Origin of the sequence: Streptomyces sp. NPDC001137 (genome assembly GCF_040298885.1) — a bacterium.
In the GTDB taxonomy this organism is placed as follows: Bacteria; Actinomycetota; Actinomycetes; order Streptomycetales; family Streptomycetaceae; genus Streptomyces.
Genome location: NZ_JBEPBA010000001.1, coordinates 606,702 through 620,901, shown reverse-complemented (window position 1 = coordinate 620,901; position 14,200 = coordinate 606,702). Strand labels below are relative to the sequence as shown.

Below are 14,200 nucleotides of genomic sequence, written 5' to 3'. Positions count from 1 at the left end.
GAGTGGGCGCGCGCCCACTCATAGTGGGCGCATGCCCACTTTACCGTCCTCGCCATCTGCCCAGGACTCCCCCGCCGAGAACCAGCCCCATCAGCGCCGGGACATCGCGGAGTCGTTCGGCGGCGACGCCGAGCGATACGACCGGGCCCGGCCCCGCTACCCCGACGCCCTGGTGGCGCGGATCGTCGCCGCGAGCCCCGGCCCCGACATCCTCGACGTCGGCTGCGGCACGGGCATCGCCGCCCGGCAGTTCACCGCCGCCGGGTGCAGCGTGCTCGGGGTCGAGCCCGACGCACGTATGGCCGAAGTGGCCCGGCGGTCGGACGCCGGCGTGACGGTGGACGTGGCGAGGTTCGAGGAATGGGAGCCGGGGCGGCGGCGGTTCGACGCCGTCGTCGCCGGGACCGCCTGGCACTGGATCGACCCCGTCGCGGGGGCCGCGAAGGCGGCGGGCGCCCTGCGGCCCGGCGGGGTGCTGTCCGTCTTCTGGAACGTGGCCCTGCTCCCGGCCGACCTGACCGAAGCAGTCGCCGACGCCTGCGAACGCGTCATGCCCGACTCGCCGTTCGACTTCCGCGCGGCCCTCACCCGGCCCGCCGCGGTCCCGTACCGGACCATCCTCGACAAGGCGGCCGACGGGATCCGCGCGGCCGGCTGCTTCGGTGAACCCGAACAGTGGCGGTACGACTGGGAGTTCACCTACACCCGTGACGCCTGGCTGGACGTCATGCCCACCCAGGGCGCCTTCACCCGCCTCCCGGCCGCGGCGCTCGCCGAGGTCCTGGAGGCCGCCGGGAGCGCCATCGACGCCCGCGGCGGCAGCATCACCATGCCGTACGCCACCATGGCCGTCACCGCACGACGGACGTGAAGCACTCCTCCGCACGGCTCTTCGCCGGCCGGAAACAGGTGCGGAGGGCCGTTCCCGGGCGGGTCACCGTCATCGGGGTGTAGACGAAGTTGTCCGCGTCGACGGCGTTGCCGACCTCGGCGGCGCGGACCCGGCCGCCCGCCGTCAGTTCGAGCCGGTCGCCGATCCGCGTGCCCCACATCCGGGCCCAACTCGTCCCGCACTCCTTGCTGTGGCGCACCTCCAGCCAGGCACCGGCGGCCGTGTGATGGGTGGCGATCGTGTCCGGTGTGGTGGCGCAGTACATGTCGATCGGGCTCTTGCCCTCGCAGGACGAACCCCGGCAGTGCGGTCCCGGAGCGGAGGTGGTCGCGGCGGCCGGGCGCGGTTCGCCGTGCTGGCGCGGCAGCAGAAGCAGCGCGACCGCCACGGCGCCGACGGCCACGGCACACACCGACGCCAGCACCGCCACGGTTGCCGCACCCCGGTGACCACCGCGCCGGAAGGCCCCCGGCGGATCCGGAGGCGGCACGGGACCCGCGGCCGGGGACGCGACCGGTAGCGAAGCCTGCACAGGCGTATCCGCCCGATCCGCCCGATCCGACCGATCCGCCTGCGACGCCCGCCCGCTCCACTCCGACTCCGCGATCTCCCACAGCGCCAGACACCGGCCCTCCGGTTCACCGGCCAGCCGGCACAGCTCCTGCACCGCCGAGCGCGGCGGCAGCGTCCTGCCGTTGAGATAGCGCTCCCAGGACGACTTGCTGAACGCCGTCTTCGCCGCGAGAGCCGCCAGGCTCAGACCGGTGCGCGTTCTCAACTCCCTCAGCGCAGCCGCCAGTCGGGCCTGTTCCGGGGTCATCCGCGCAGCGCCTTCCAGGTGTCCGGGCCCACGGTTCCGTCCACATCGACCCGTGCCCGCTTCTGGAAGGTCTTGACCGCGCGCTGCGTCAGCGGGCCGAACATGCCGTCGATGCCGCCCGGCGAGATGCCCGCCCGGCGCAGCAGACACTGCACCTCGGCCACCGCCGGCCCGGAGTCGCCGTACCCCACCGTGGCGGTCCGGGTACGGCTGTTGCCCGCGTACCAGCGGCCGTCGACCTGCTGCACATGGCAGGCGTACGACGGCGCCGACGTCCCCGCCGACAAGGTGACCGTGGTCGTCGTCCCCGCCGCCGTGCCGCCGCGGTGGTCCATGAGCCGCATGGTCACCAGCACCGCCGACGACACGGCCAGCACCAGGACCACCGCCCCCGCGACGAGCGCGACGCGCAACGACAGCATGCCTGCGCCGGGCTCCGCCGACAGGATCTCCGGCTTTGGCACGGCGGTTTCAACGACCGCCGTCTCCGGTACGGAAACCGCGCCGCGCGGGTTCCCCCAGGCCTCGGCGGCGACCTCGTGCAGCGCGAGCAGCCGGGTCGGGTCCTCGCCGCCGATCCGGGCCAGCGCCTCCACGGCCTCCCGCGGCGGCAGCGAACGGCCGCCCAGATACCGCTCCCACGACTTCGGGCTGTACCCCGTGCGCGCCGCCAGTTGACGCACGCTCAGCCCGCTGTGGTCCTTCAGCCGGCGCAGGCGCACCAGTAACTGCCGTACACGCGGATCGAGTTCCGCAGGCAGCGCTTTCCAACGCGACATGGTGTGGTCCCCCCACGCGTTCATGAACAGCGGCCGTGGTCAGTGGCCCCTGTACCCCGTGCCGCATTCTGCACCAGCATCCCCAGGACCGCACCGGAACCTGCGTCCTGCACCCATGCACAATCGGCCACCACCCGTCGACAGCCGTCCCTCCGCACCGTCGCCCCACCCCATGTCCCCGCAGGTCAGAGTGCGGGACGTCCCGCGAGGTCGTCACTTCCGCGGCAACCATGGCGGCCCCCGCCGCCCGCCCCGCAGTCTCGTCCCCGGCACCACACACCACGACCCGAGAGGGACCAGCATGCGATCGAACGCCTTGGCCAGGACACTCGTCAGCGCCGCCGCCGTGGTCGGACTCGCCGCCGGCGGCCTGGCCACCGCGGGCACCAGCTTCGCCGCGCCGGCCTCGGCCACCACCGCCCACACCGTCACCATCCGGGCGACGCACAACTTCGGCCTGACCTCCACGGAGGCCAAGAAGGTCCAGAACTGGCTGCACACGTACTGGGGCTACAACGACGGCATCGACGGAGAGCTCGGCACCAACAGCTGGAAGGCGTTCCAGCGCTGCCTGCACACCTACTGGGGCTACAACGACACGATCGACGGAGACCCGGGCCCCAACACCATCAAGGCGCTCCAGCGCCTGCTGAAGGACTCCTGGGGCTACACCGGCGACATCGACGGCGACGCCGGATCGGGCACCAAGGCCGCGTTCAAGCGGTTCGCCAACGGCATCTGACGCCCGCACCCGAACGACCGCGGCCCGCCCTCTCCACCGAGAGGGCGGGCCGCGGTACGTCGGCCGGTACGGGCCTCAGAGCCGCTCGGGCGTCCTGATCCCCAGCAGCGCCATGCCCTGGTGCAGGGTCCGGGCCGTCACGTCGCACAGGAACAGACGGTTCTCCACCTGCTGCGGCGTCTCGGCCTTCAGCACCGGGCACTTGTCGTAGAACGACGTGTACAGCGAAGCCAGCTGGTACAGGTACGCGGCCAGCTTGTGCGGCGCGTACTCCGCGGCCGCCTCGAAGACCGTGTCCCCGAACGCGTCCAGGTGCAGGCCCAGCGCCCGCTCCGCCGGGGCGAGCCCCAGCTCCGGGTGCGCGGCCGGCTTCGTCTCCCCGGCCTTGCGCAGGATCGACTGGATACGGGCGTAGGCGTACTGCAGATACACCGACGTGTCGCCGTTCAGCGACACCATCTGGTCCAGGTCGAACTTGTAGTCCCGGTTCGGCGACGTCGACAGGTCCGCGTACTTCACCGCACCGATGCCGACCTGCGCGGCCCGCTCCTGGATCTCGTCCTCGGTGAGGTCCTGCGCCTTCTCCCGGACCACCTCGGCGGCCCGCTGCACCGCCTCGTCGAGCAGGTCCTCCAGCCGTACGGTCTCGCCCTCACGCGTCTTGAACGGCTTGCCGTCCGCGCCCAGCACCGTGCCGTAGCCCATGTTGTGCGCGGTGACGCCGTCGTTCAGCCAGCCGGCCCGCCGGGCCGTCTCGAAGACCATCTTGAAGTGCAGCGACTGGCGCACGTCCACGACGTACAGCAGCGTCGTCGCGTGCAGCTCCTGGACGCGGTTGCGGATCGCGGTCAGGTCGGAGGCCGCGTAGCCGAAGCCGCCGTCGGCCTTCTGCACGATCAGCGGGACCGGCTTGTCGTCCTTGCCCCGGATCTCGTCGAAGAACACGACGAGCGCGCCCTCGGAACGCACCGCGACGCCCATCTCCTCCAGGAGGCGGGCCGTCTCGGGCATGCCCTCGTTGTACGCGGACTCGCCGACGATCTCCTCGTCACGGATCACCATGTCCAGCTTCTCGAAGACCGAGTAGAAGTAGACCTTCGACTCGTCCACGAACTGCTGCCAGAGCTCGAGGGTCTCCTTGTCGCCCGACTGGAGGGCGACCACCCTCTTGCGGGCGCGCTCCTTGAACTCCTCGTCCGCGTCGAAGACCGCACGCGACGCCTTGTACACCCGGTTCAGGTTCGACATGGCCTGCTCGCCGTCGACCTCGCCGGCCGGGGCAAGCTCGCCGGGGTGCTCGAACAGGTACTGGATGAGCATGCCGAACTGGGTGCCCCAGTCGCCGATGTGGTGCCGGCCGATCGTCTGCTCGCCGGTGAAGTCGAGCATGCCGCGCAGCGCGTCACCGATCACCGCCGACCGCAGATGCCCGACGTGCATCTCCTTCGCCACGTTCGGCTGCGCGTAGTCGACGACCGTGATGCCCGGGTTCTCCTTCAGCGGCACACCGAGCCGCTCGCCGTCGGCGGCACGCGCCGCGAGCGTCTCCGTGATCGCCCGGTCCGAGATGGTGATGTTGAGGAAGCCGGGCCCGGAGACCTCGACGTCCTTGATCAGCCCCTCACCGGTGACGATGTGGGAGACGACCTGGGTCGCCAGCTCCCGCGGGTTCGCCTTCGCCTTCTTCGCCAGCGCCAGGATCCCGTTGGCCTGGAAGTCGGCCCGGTCGCTACGTCGCAGCAGCGGGTCCGCGCCCGCACCGGCCTCGGGGAGGGCGGTGACCAGGGCGTCGGCGAGACGCTGGTGGACGGAGGACGTGAGGGACGTGACCGAGGCCATGGAGTGGATGCCGTTCCGCTCGTAGGAGTACGAAAACCCCTCCAGTGTCCCATGGGGGCGGACGGGCGGTCGCCCGCATTACCGCCCGCCCCCGGCGGCGCGTCAGGCCGTGGGCGCCAGCGCCACGGCCGCGAGGGCCGGCGCGGACTCGGTGCCGTCCGCGTACACGGCCGTCACACGGTAGTAGGCGGCGGTGCCGGACGGCGGGTTCTCGTCGCGGTACGTGTGAAACGCGTCCGAGTACGGGTTCGGCAGCGCCCCCTCGGCGATCCGCTCGTACGAGCCCGTGGCGCGGTCCCAGCGGTAGACCCGGTAGCCGGTGGCACCGTCGACGGAGTCCCAGTTCAGGACGGCGTCACCGGCGTTCTCCGCCGCGTCCAGGCCGGTCACCGGGGAACCCGGCGCGGTCGCCTCGGAGGGCCGGGTGTCCTGCTCGGTCGCGAAGACGGTGACGCCGTCCGTGTAGTTGTTCGAGCCGTCCACCGCGCGCAGCTCCCAGCAGCGCTCCTCGCCGTCCGGCAGCCCCGAGGTGTCCTCGTAGGACGTGGCCCCGCCCGCCAGGGTCACCGTGGTGTCCGCCCCGCAGGTGCGCACCCCGTCGACCGTCTCGGGAGTGCCCACGCTCAGCCAGTAGGCCCGCACGTCGGCGGCGGTCGAGGCGTCCCACCGCAGGGTCGTGCCCCACGGCTGCGGCGTGGCGGTGAAACCGGACGGCACGGGCGGCGCCACGGTGTCCACGTACTGCACGGCCTTGAATTCCGTCGAGGTCACGCCGTTCGCCGCCACGGCGAGCGCCGTGATGTACCGGTCGGTCGAGTCGCCGAAGTCGGTGAGAATGCAGCGGTACTCGACGTACAGATCGGTACTGAGGATCTCCTCCGGTGCGCAGGCGCGCAGGGTGGTGCGGACCGTGGAGGCGCTGCTGCCGGAGTAGACCCGGAAGCCGCCGCTGTGGTCGTTGTCCGCCGCGACCCGGAAGCGCAGCTCCGGCCGGCCGTTCGCGTCCGGCTTCAGATAGACGGGCACGGCGGGCGCCACCTGGCGCCGGGAGGCGATCGTCACCGGTGCGGAGCGGTGACCGGCCGCGTCGACGGCGTACACCTTGTAGGTGCGGGTGACGCCCGGCCGCGCCGTCGTGTCCTCGTACGCGGCGGCCGTGGCGGTGCCCAGGAGGACCGACTCCGCGCCGCCGTCCGCACCGTAGACCTGCCAGCGCACCGCGTCGTCCGACGGCGCGGCCCAGGTCAGCGCGACCTTGTCGGTGTCCGCCTTCGCCGCGAGCCCCTTCACGGCGCCCGGCGCCGCCACGTCCGGCGTGGTCACCGCGACCGGCGTGGAGCGCGCCGAGGTGTTCCCCGCGGCGTCGGTGGCCGTGGCCGCGTAGTAGTACGTCTGCTTCTCGGCGGCTGTCTCGTCGTACAGGTACTGCTCACCCGGCGTCTGCCGCAGGTCCAGGGCGGCGACCTTCGTGAACGGGCCCGCCGCCGCCGTGGCGCGCCACAGCGTGAAGACGGGGCCGTCGGACGGCTGTACCTGGCCCAGCCAGACGTTGACGCGCGGGATCGGCGTGGTGCCGTCGCTGCCTTCGTGACCGTCGGTCACCGACACCGAGACGTCGGAGGCGTTCACGGCCGGTACCCCAGGTGCCGTCCGGTCCGGTGTGCTGACGTACGGGCCGCAGGCGGTGGCGCCGTAGTTCGTCCACTTGTCGACGGCCTGGACGCAGAACCGGTACTTCTGGCCGTCCTTCGGCGGGGTGTACGCGGCGGTGGTGCCGGTGGTCGTCCAGGAGGCCACGCCGGACGCGGGGGTCTCCACCCGCACCCGGTAGTGGGAGATGTCCAGCTCCCGGTTCTTCTTCCAGCCGGCGCTCGCCTTGCCGGTCGCCGCGTCGTACGTGGTGGTGATGCCCGTCGGGGCCAGCGGCGGCTTGCTGTCGGAGGAGGCGGGCCAGGTGAACTTCACCCGGGACGAGCCCGTCCAGTTCACGTGGTCGACGCGCACGGTGTGGCTGCCCGAGCCGATGCAGAACATGCCCGGGACGCTGTTGCCGGAGTCACCGGTGTCGGTCCACTTGTTCACCTTCCGCACCCCGTCCACGTACAGCCGCAGGCCGTCCGTGCCGGACAGACGGTAGGTGAAACAACCGCCCGAACCGAAGTCGCGGGTGAGCGACCAGCGGACACCGAAATAGTTCGTGGGCATCCCGGAGAACGCGGCGCCCGACCAGGACTGGTCGATCGTGGTGTCGCAGTCCGTCCTCTTCGGCGTGCCGGAGAACGAGGTGTTCGTGTAGAAGGTGCGCTTGAACGTGGTGTCGCCGCAGGTCGTGGCCGCCTCGGCGGCGGGCGCCGCGAGGAGGACGCAGGCCGTCGGCAAGGTCATCGCGAGTCCGGCCGCACCCACGCGCAGCCCGGCCCGGAATCTGTCTGTGATCACGGCAAGAGGACTGCCGTGGGGCCCCGGGGGTTGTACGGCGACCCAATCCGTTTCCGGCAGGGACGGGCGCGGGTGACAATGGGTGGCGGGTCCCGTCGGCGCAGGCGCACCGGCACGGCCCCGAGGACGTGTCTCCACGGCGTACCAGAACAGAAAGAAGGACGTGCCGATCGTGGCTCAGAGCACCGAGACCGCCGACTGGGTCTCCCGTTTCGCGGATGACGTCATCGAGGAGTCGGAGCGCCGGGCCCCCGGCAAACCTGTCGTCGTCGCGTCCGGCCTGTCCCCCTCCGGTCCGATCCACCTCGGCAACCTCCGCGAGGTCATGACCCCGCACCTCGTCGCCGACGAGATCCGGCGCCGCGGGTACCAGGTCCGGCACCTGATCTCCTGGGACGACTACGACCGCTACCGCAAGGTGCCGGAGGGCATCCCCGGGGTCGACAAGGAGGCCTGGGCCGAGCACATCGGCAAGCCGCTGACGTCCGTGCCCGCCCCGAAGGGGTCCGTGCACCCCAACTGGGCCGAGCACTTCAAGGCCGCCATGATCGAGTCGCTCGCCGAGCTGGGCGTCGAGTTCGACGGCATCAGCCAGACCGCGCAGTACACCTCCGGCGTGTACCGCGAGCAGATCCTGCACGCCGTCGCGCACCGCGCCGAGATCGACGCGATCCTCGACCAGTACCGCACCAAGAAGGCCCCGGCCAAGCCCAAGCAGCAGCAGAAGCCCGTCGACGAGGCCGAACTGGAGGCCGCCGAGGGCTCCGGAGCCGCCGGCGAGGACGACGGCTCGTCCGGCTCCGCGGGCTACTTCCCGTACAAGCCCTACTGCGGCAACTGCGAGAAGGACCTGACGACGGTCACCTCCTACGACGACGAGACGACCGAGCTGACCTACGCCTGCACCGCCTGCGGCTTCTCCGAGACCGTCCGGCTGAACGAGTTCAACCGCGGCAAGCTGGTCTGGAAGGTCGACTGGCCGATGCGCTGGGCCTACGAGGGCGTGATCTTCGAGCCGAGCGGTGTCGACCACTCCTCCCCGGGATCCAGCTTCCAGGTCGGCGGACAGATCGTCGGGATCTTCGGCGGCAAGCAGCCCATCGGGCCGATGTACGCCTTCGTGGGCATCAGCGGCATGGCCAAGATGTCCTCCTCGCGAGGCGGCGTGCCCACCCCCGGCGACGCCCTGAAGATCATGGAGCCGCAGCTCCTGCGCTGGCTGTACGCCCGGCGCAAGCCCAACCAGTCCTTCAAGATCGCCTTCGACCAGGAGATCCAGCGCCTCTACGACGAGTGGGACAAGCTCGACGCCAAGGTCGCCGACGGGTCGGCCCTCCCGGCGGACGTCGCGGCCCACTCGCGCGCCGTGCGCACCGCCGGCGGCGAACTGCCGAAGACCACCCGCCCGCTGCCGTACCGGACCCTGGCCTCCGTCGCCGACATCACCGCCGGCCACGAGGACCAGGCCCTGCGGATCCTGAGCGAACTGGACCCCGCCAACCCGCTCGGCTCCCTCGACGAGGTCCGCCCGCGCTACGACAAGGCGGAGGCCTGGATCAACACGCACGTCCCCGCCGACCAGCGGACCATCGTGCGCGACGAACCCGACGCCGAACTCCTCAAGTCCCTCGACGAGGCCTCCCAGCAGTCCCTGCGGCTGCTGACCGACGGCCTCGCCGACCACTGGTCGCTCGACGGGCTCACCCACCTCGTCTACGGCGTGCCGAAGGTGCAGGCCGGATTCCCGGCCGACGCCACGCCCAAGGAACTCCCGCCGGAGATCAAGACCGCCCAGCGGACCTTCTTCGCCCTGCTGTACCACCTGCTGGTCGGCCGGGACACGGGTCCGCGACTGCCCACGCTGCTCCTGGCGGTCGGGCAGGAGCGGGTACGGGTCCTGCTCGGGGAGTGACGCCATGAGAAAGCGCCCGGTGCCGCACGGCACCGGGCGCTTTCTCATGCGACACGCCTATGCGATGTGCTCTTCCGCCAGCTCCGCGTTGAGCCGGTTGGAGAAGCGATTCACCATCTGCTCGGCCTCACGCTGCGGAAGCGTGACGTTGTACGTCGCCTCCACATCGGCGATGAACCCGCGAGGAGTGGGCGCCCCGTTCCCGCTCTTTATCGACTCACGGAAGACCTGGTAGTACGCGTCCTCGTCCGGCTCCGGCGGGCCACCGCCCTCGCCGAGCTCACGGGTGCGCCCCGGGCCGGCCGGAATCGGGAAGCTGCCCGTCTCCTCCGGAGAGGGCTCCTCATACACCGGCTGCTCCGGGAACTGCTCCTGCCGGAACTGCTCCTGCTGATAGTGCTCGGCCTGCTGCTGCTCGTCGAACCACTGGGCGTACTGCTCCGGGTCGTACGTGGGGTCGTAGTCGCCGTGGTACTCGACCTGCTGCGGGTGCCGTGCGTGCAGCCACTGGCTGCGATCGGGCTCGGGCTCCGGCGCGTACTGCGCGGCGGGCGCCGCCTCGACCTCGCGGTGGGGTGCGGGCGCTGCCACCTCCTGAACCGCCACGGGAACCGGCTGCGGCGCCGGCGGCAGCAACGCCGGCTCGATGCCCGCCGCCGCCAGCCCCTCCGGAGCCGTCTGCGCCAGCGGGACCCCGTACCGGGCCAGCCTGAGCGGCATCAGCGACTCCACCGGAGCCTTACGCCGCCACGCCCGCCCGAAGCGCGAACGCAACCGCGCCTGATAGACCAGCCGCTCCTGCTCCAGCTTGATCACCTGCTCGTAGGAGCGCAGCTCCCACAGCTTCATCCGGCGCCACAGCAGAAATGTCGGAATCGGCGAGAGCATCCACCGCGTCAGCCGGACACCCTCCATGTGCTTGTCCGCCGTGATGTCCGCGATACGGCCGATGGCATGGCGGGCCGCCTCCACCGCCACCACGAACAGCACCGGGATCACGGCGTGCATCCCCACACCCAACGGGTCCGGCCAGGCCGCCGCACCGTTGAACGCGATCGTCGCCGCCGTCAGCAGCCACGCCGTCTGACGCAGCAGCGGGAACGGTATACGGATCCACGTCAGGAGAAGATCCAGGGCCAGCAGGACACAGATACCCGCGTCGATGCCGATCGGGAAGACATACGAGAAGTTCCCGAAACCCTTCTTGATGGCCAACTCACGGACCGCCGCATACGAACCGGCGAAGCCGATGCCGGCGATGATCACCGCGCCGGTCACGACCACGCCGATGAGAATCCGGTGCATCCGAGTCAGCTGCAGTGGCGCGGCCACCCGTACTCCCCTCCCATTGCGTGCTGTTGCGCGCAACAGAGTGGCACATGTGTACGCCGAACGAGGTAACGGAACGGGTGGAGCCCGACCCCCGCAGTGGGCCGGGCTCCATCAAAAAACGGTGCTGAGCTGCGAGTTGGCGTCCACACGCGGCCCAGATGTGACAGTCAGCTCTTCTTGGACGCTGAGGAGGAGGGAGAGGCCGAAGCGGACTTCGAAGGAGACGCCGAGGCCGACTTCGACGCCGACCCGGACGGCGAGGGCTTCGCCGTGCCCGCACCACCACCCGTGGCCGCGCCGCCGTCACCGTTCGCCGCCGCCACCGAGGCCACCGCCTCCTTGGCCGCCGCCTCCGCGACCTTCACCAGATCGTCCGCGTCCGGGGTCTTCTCACCAGCCAGACCCGCACCGTTGTAGTCCAGCGTGATCACCACGTTCTCGACGCGCGCCACCACCGTCTGCTGCTTGAAGGCGCCTTCCTTCTTCTTCAGGTCGTAACGCACCAGCGTCGCCTCGGCGCCCGTCCCGGCAACCGGCTGCGTCTTCAGGTTCTTCGCACCCTGAGCGCCCTGGGCGTCCTTCACCTGCTTCTCGAAGTACGCGTGCGCCAACTGGTCGCCCGCGCCACGCGAGGCATCCGACTCGAAGCGCAGCAGCGACACATTGAGCCAGCGGAACTGCGAGCCCTTCACACCGTTGTTGTCCAGGCTGCTCCAGGAGCAGCTCGCCCGCGTCGCCGTATCACCGGACTTGCCCGCCTTGCCGGACTTCACGCCCTTCGGCACGAGCGAGGTCAGCGTCTTCTTCGACAGCACCCCACACGAATCCGGCAACTTCTTGTACGCCGCCGCCTGCACCGTCGGCGCCGTACTCGCGGTCGCCGCCGCCGTGTCACCGGGGCTCGCGCCCTTGCTCCCCCCGTCACCGGAGCCGGAGTCCGAGGAGCAGCCGACGGCGAACACCATCACGGGGACTGCGACCGCGCCCACAAGCAGACGGCCTGACCGCCTCGCCTGCTGCTCTCGCCGGTTGCGCTGGTCTCGCTCTGCTGGTCGCTGCATGGTTCCTTCACTCATGACGCTGTGGTTCCTGAGGTCGGCGGATCGGGTCCGAGGAGCCACCGTACGCGGTGAGGAAACTGTGTGCTTCCGCTTCGTCAGCATGACGAAGGGGCGCCCGAGGCGCCCCAGAGCCCCCTAACCACCCAGCGTGTCCGCCAGCTGCGCAGCCAGATTCCGGGCCCTGTCCTGCATTTCCTTGCTGTCCGGCACAACGCCGACAGCAGCCGGCTGCTCCTCGTACTCGATGGTCACCATGACGTTGGACGTGCGGAACACCACAGTCACCGTGCGCTGCCGGGCCGTCGAACCCGAGCCACTCAGAGCGTCGTCCAGGAACGCCTCGTCACCGAGATCGTCGAGAGTCCGGGGCTGAAGACTGGCCGGGGTCGCGGACGAGGAAGCCGACTCGGAATCGGAAGGGGAGGCGGACGCCGAGGAACTGGCACTGGCGCTGGAACTGGCACTGGAGCCGGCAGTGGGAGTGGAAGCGGAGCCGGAACCGCTCTGCGAACTCGTCGGCTCCGGCAGGTCGGCCGCCGTCTCCTTCTCCGCGAACAACTCCTGCGCCTGCGTGTCGTCGCTCACCGAGTTGTCATAGGAGACGACACGCTCGAAGTCGATCAGCAGCCGGTCGGTCGCGGTCGTCGAGTCCACCTTCCACCGGCAGCCCGCCTTGCGGTCGTTGTCGAACGCGAGCGTGGCCTCACCCTCGTACGCCTTCTCCCGCTGGTCCGCATCGGCAATCTGCTTGATGCCGGGCAACAGCGAATCGAGCGTGTCCTGACTCACCGCACTGCACGGCCCGGGCAGCGTGCGGTACTTGCCCGGCTGCGCCACGACGCTCGCCGTACCGGCGTTACCGGGATTCGCGTCATCCGTCGCACCGCCGCCGCCCGAACCGCCCGTGCAGCCGGCCAGCAGCGCCACGAGGAGCGCGGCGACGCCGGATACGTACGCCTTCCGCTGCACGGTCGGGCTCCTCTCGACGGTGGCTCTGTGCCGTTGCTCCAGTGTCCCCGCTGGTTAATCGCTTGCCGCGCGGGGGCGTCCACTGGAGACAATGTGTATCGCACGCACTGCCGTGGACGCCGGTCCGTTGTCCTTTTTCATCGACCTTGGCGCCGGTTTTGCGATCTAAGACTTCTGTCATGTTTTCGGGGGAATGAGGACGATATGTCGTACGTAGAGATGCCGGGCGCGAAGGTCCCGATCCGCATGTGGACCGACCCGACGACGGTCGAGGACGTGGCCCTCCAGCAGCTCCGCAATGTCGCGACACTGCCGTGGATCAAGGGGCTGGCCGTGATGCCGGACGTGCATTACGGGAAGGGGGCGACGGTCGGGTCCGTCATCGCCATGCAGGGGGCTGTCTGTCCTGCGGCGGTGGGGGTGGACATCGGGTGCGGGATGTCGGCGGTGAAGACGTCGCTGACCGCCAATGATCTGCCGGGGGATCTGTCGCGGCTGCGGTCGAAGATCGAGCAGGCCATTCCGGTGGGGCGGGGGATGCATGACGATCCCGTGGATCCGGGGCGGTTCCACGGGCTCGCCACCGGCGGGTGGGACGACTTCTGGGGGCGGTTCGACGGGATCGCCGAAGCGGTCAAGTTCCGTCACGAGCGCGCCGAAAAGCAGATGGGTACGCTCGGAAGCGGCAACCACTTTGTCGAAGTATGCACGGATACAACCGGTTCTGTTTGGTTGATGCTGCACTCGGGGTCGCGGAACATCGGCAAGGAACTCGCCGAGTTCCACATCGGCGTTGCCCAGAAGCTCCCGCACAACCAGGGCCTCGTCGACCGTGACCTCGCTGTCTTCGTGGCGGACACCCCGCAGATGGCGGCCTACCGGAACGACCTCTTCTGGGCGCAGGAGTATGCGAAGTACAACCGCACCCTGATGATGGCGCTTCTGAAGGACGTGATCCGCAAGGAGTTCCGGAAGGCGAAGCCGACCTTCGAGCCCGAGATCAGCGCTCACCACAACTACGTGGCCGAAGAGCGCTACGACGGCATGGACCTGCTCGTGACCCGCAAGGGCGCGATCCGCGCGGGCTCCGGCGAGTACGGAATCATCCCTGGCTCCATGGGCACGGGTTCGTACATCGTGAAGGGCCTCGGCAACGAGAAGGCCTTCAACTCGGCCTCGCACGGCGCGGGTCGGCGTATGAGCCGCAACGCGGCCAAGCGGCGGTTCTCGACGAAGGACCTGGAGGAGCAGACGCGGGGCGTCGAGTGCCGTAAGGACTCCGGCGTGGTGGACGAGATCCCGGGCGCCTACAAGCCGATCGAGCAGGTCATCGACCAGCAGCGGGACCTTGTGGAGGTCGTGGCGAAGCTGAAGCAGGTCGTCTGCGTGAAGGGTTGACGCGGCCGACTGCCGTG

Annotated in this window: 11 protein-coding genes; 4 read left to right on the top strand and 7 right to left on the bottom strand. The window is 70.1% G+C overall.

All coding sequences use genetic code 11. The features are described from left to right. The first annotated feature begins 31 nt into the window (after window positions 1–31). Window positions 32–871, top strand: a complete 840-nt coding sequence (locus tag ABT254_RS02925) for a class I SAM-dependent methyltransferase (protein ID WP_351462771.1) — start codon at window positions 32–34, stop codon at window positions 869–871. Here the strand turns inward: ABT254_RS02925 and ABT254_RS02920 are convergent. After that, window positions 852–1,712, bottom strand: coding sequence for a helix-turn-helix domain-containing protein (locus ABT254_RS02920; protein ID WP_351462769.1), 861 nt, complete (start codon window positions 1,710–1,712; stop codon window positions 852–854). The two genes, ABT254_RS02925 and ABT254_RS02920, sit on opposite strands and share 20 nt — an antisense overlap. Continuing rightward, window positions 1,709–2,491, bottom strand: coding sequence for a peptidoglycan-binding protein (locus ABT254_RS02915; protein WP_351462767.1), 783 nt, complete (start codon window positions 2,489–2,491; stop codon window positions 1,709–1,711). The genes ABT254_RS02920 and ABT254_RS02915 overlap by 4 nt, the downstream gene beginning before the upstream one ends. Before the next feature lie 301 nt (window positions 2,492–2,792). Here ABT254_RS02915 and ABT254_RS02910 point away from each other — a divergent pair, with 301 nt between their 5' ends. Then, on the top strand, window positions 2,793–3,233 hold the full coding sequence (locus ABT254_RS02910) for a peptidoglycan-binding domain-containing protein (protein WP_351462766.1): 441 nt from the start codon (window positions 2,793–2,795) through the stop codon (window positions 3,231–3,233). A 75-nt stretch (window positions 3,234–3,308) separates the two neighbouring features. Here the strand turns inward: ABT254_RS02910 and argS are convergent, their stop codons facing one another. Both argS and ABT254_RS02900 read right to left on the bottom strand, forming a co-directional pair. Continuing rightward, window positions 3,309–5,072, bottom strand: a complete 1,764-nt coding sequence (argS, locus tag ABT254_RS02905) for an arginine--tRNA ligase (RefSeq protein ID WP_351462764.1) — start codon at window positions 5,070–5,072, stop codon at window positions 3,309–3,311. Between the two features lie 102 nt (window positions 5,073–5,174). Beyond that, a complete protein-coding gene (locus ABT254_RS02900; protein WP_351462762.1) occupies window positions 5,175–7,511 on the bottom strand; it encodes a PA14 domain-containing protein in 2,337 nt (778 codons plus the stop codon). A 163-nt stretch (window positions 7,512–7,674) separates the two neighbouring features. On the opposite strand from ABT254_RS02900, the gene lysS reads away from it, so the two are divergent. Then, the gene (gene lysS / locus ABT254_RS02895) at window positions 7,675–9,423 is read left to right on the top strand and encodes a lysine--tRNA ligase (RefSeq protein WP_351462760.1); all 1,749 of its coding nucleotides are present in this window, start codon (window positions 7,675–7,677) and stop codon (window positions 9,421–9,423) included. 57 nt (window positions 9,424–9,480) lie between these two features. On the opposite strand, the gene ABT254_RS02890 is transcribed toward lysS, so the two are convergent. The 3 genes from ABT254_RS02890 to ABT254_RS02880 form a co-directional block, all read right to left on the bottom strand. Further along, the gene (locus tag ABT254_RS02890) at window positions 9,481–10,755 is read right to left on the bottom strand and encodes a DUF2637 domain-containing protein (protein WP_351462758.1); all 1,275 of its coding nucleotides are present in this window, start codon (window positions 10,753–10,755) and stop codon (window positions 9,481–9,483) included. A gap of 167 nt (window positions 10,756–10,922) precedes the next feature. After that, entirely contained in the window at window positions 10,923–11,816 is an 894-nt protein-coding gene (locus ABT254_RS02885) for a DUF3558 family protein (RefSeq protein ID WP_351462757.1), read from the bottom strand. 135 nt (window positions 11,817–11,951) lie between these two features. Further along, the gene (locus tag ABT254_RS02880; RefSeq protein ID WP_351462756.1) at window positions 11,952–12,785 is read right to left on the bottom strand and encodes a DUF3558 domain-containing protein; all 834 of its coding nucleotides are present in this window, start codon (window positions 12,783–12,785) and stop codon (window positions 11,952–11,954) included. A gap of 204 nt (window positions 12,786–12,989) precedes the next feature. On the opposite strand from ABT254_RS02880, the gene ABT254_RS02875 reads away from it, so the two are divergent. Next, complete coding sequence (locus ABT254_RS02875; protein ID WP_351462754.1) at window positions 12,990–14,183, top strand: RtcB family protein; 1,194 nt, start codon at window positions 12,990–12,992, stop codon at window positions 14,181–14,183. Window positions 14,184–14,200: the final 17 nt, after the last annotated feature.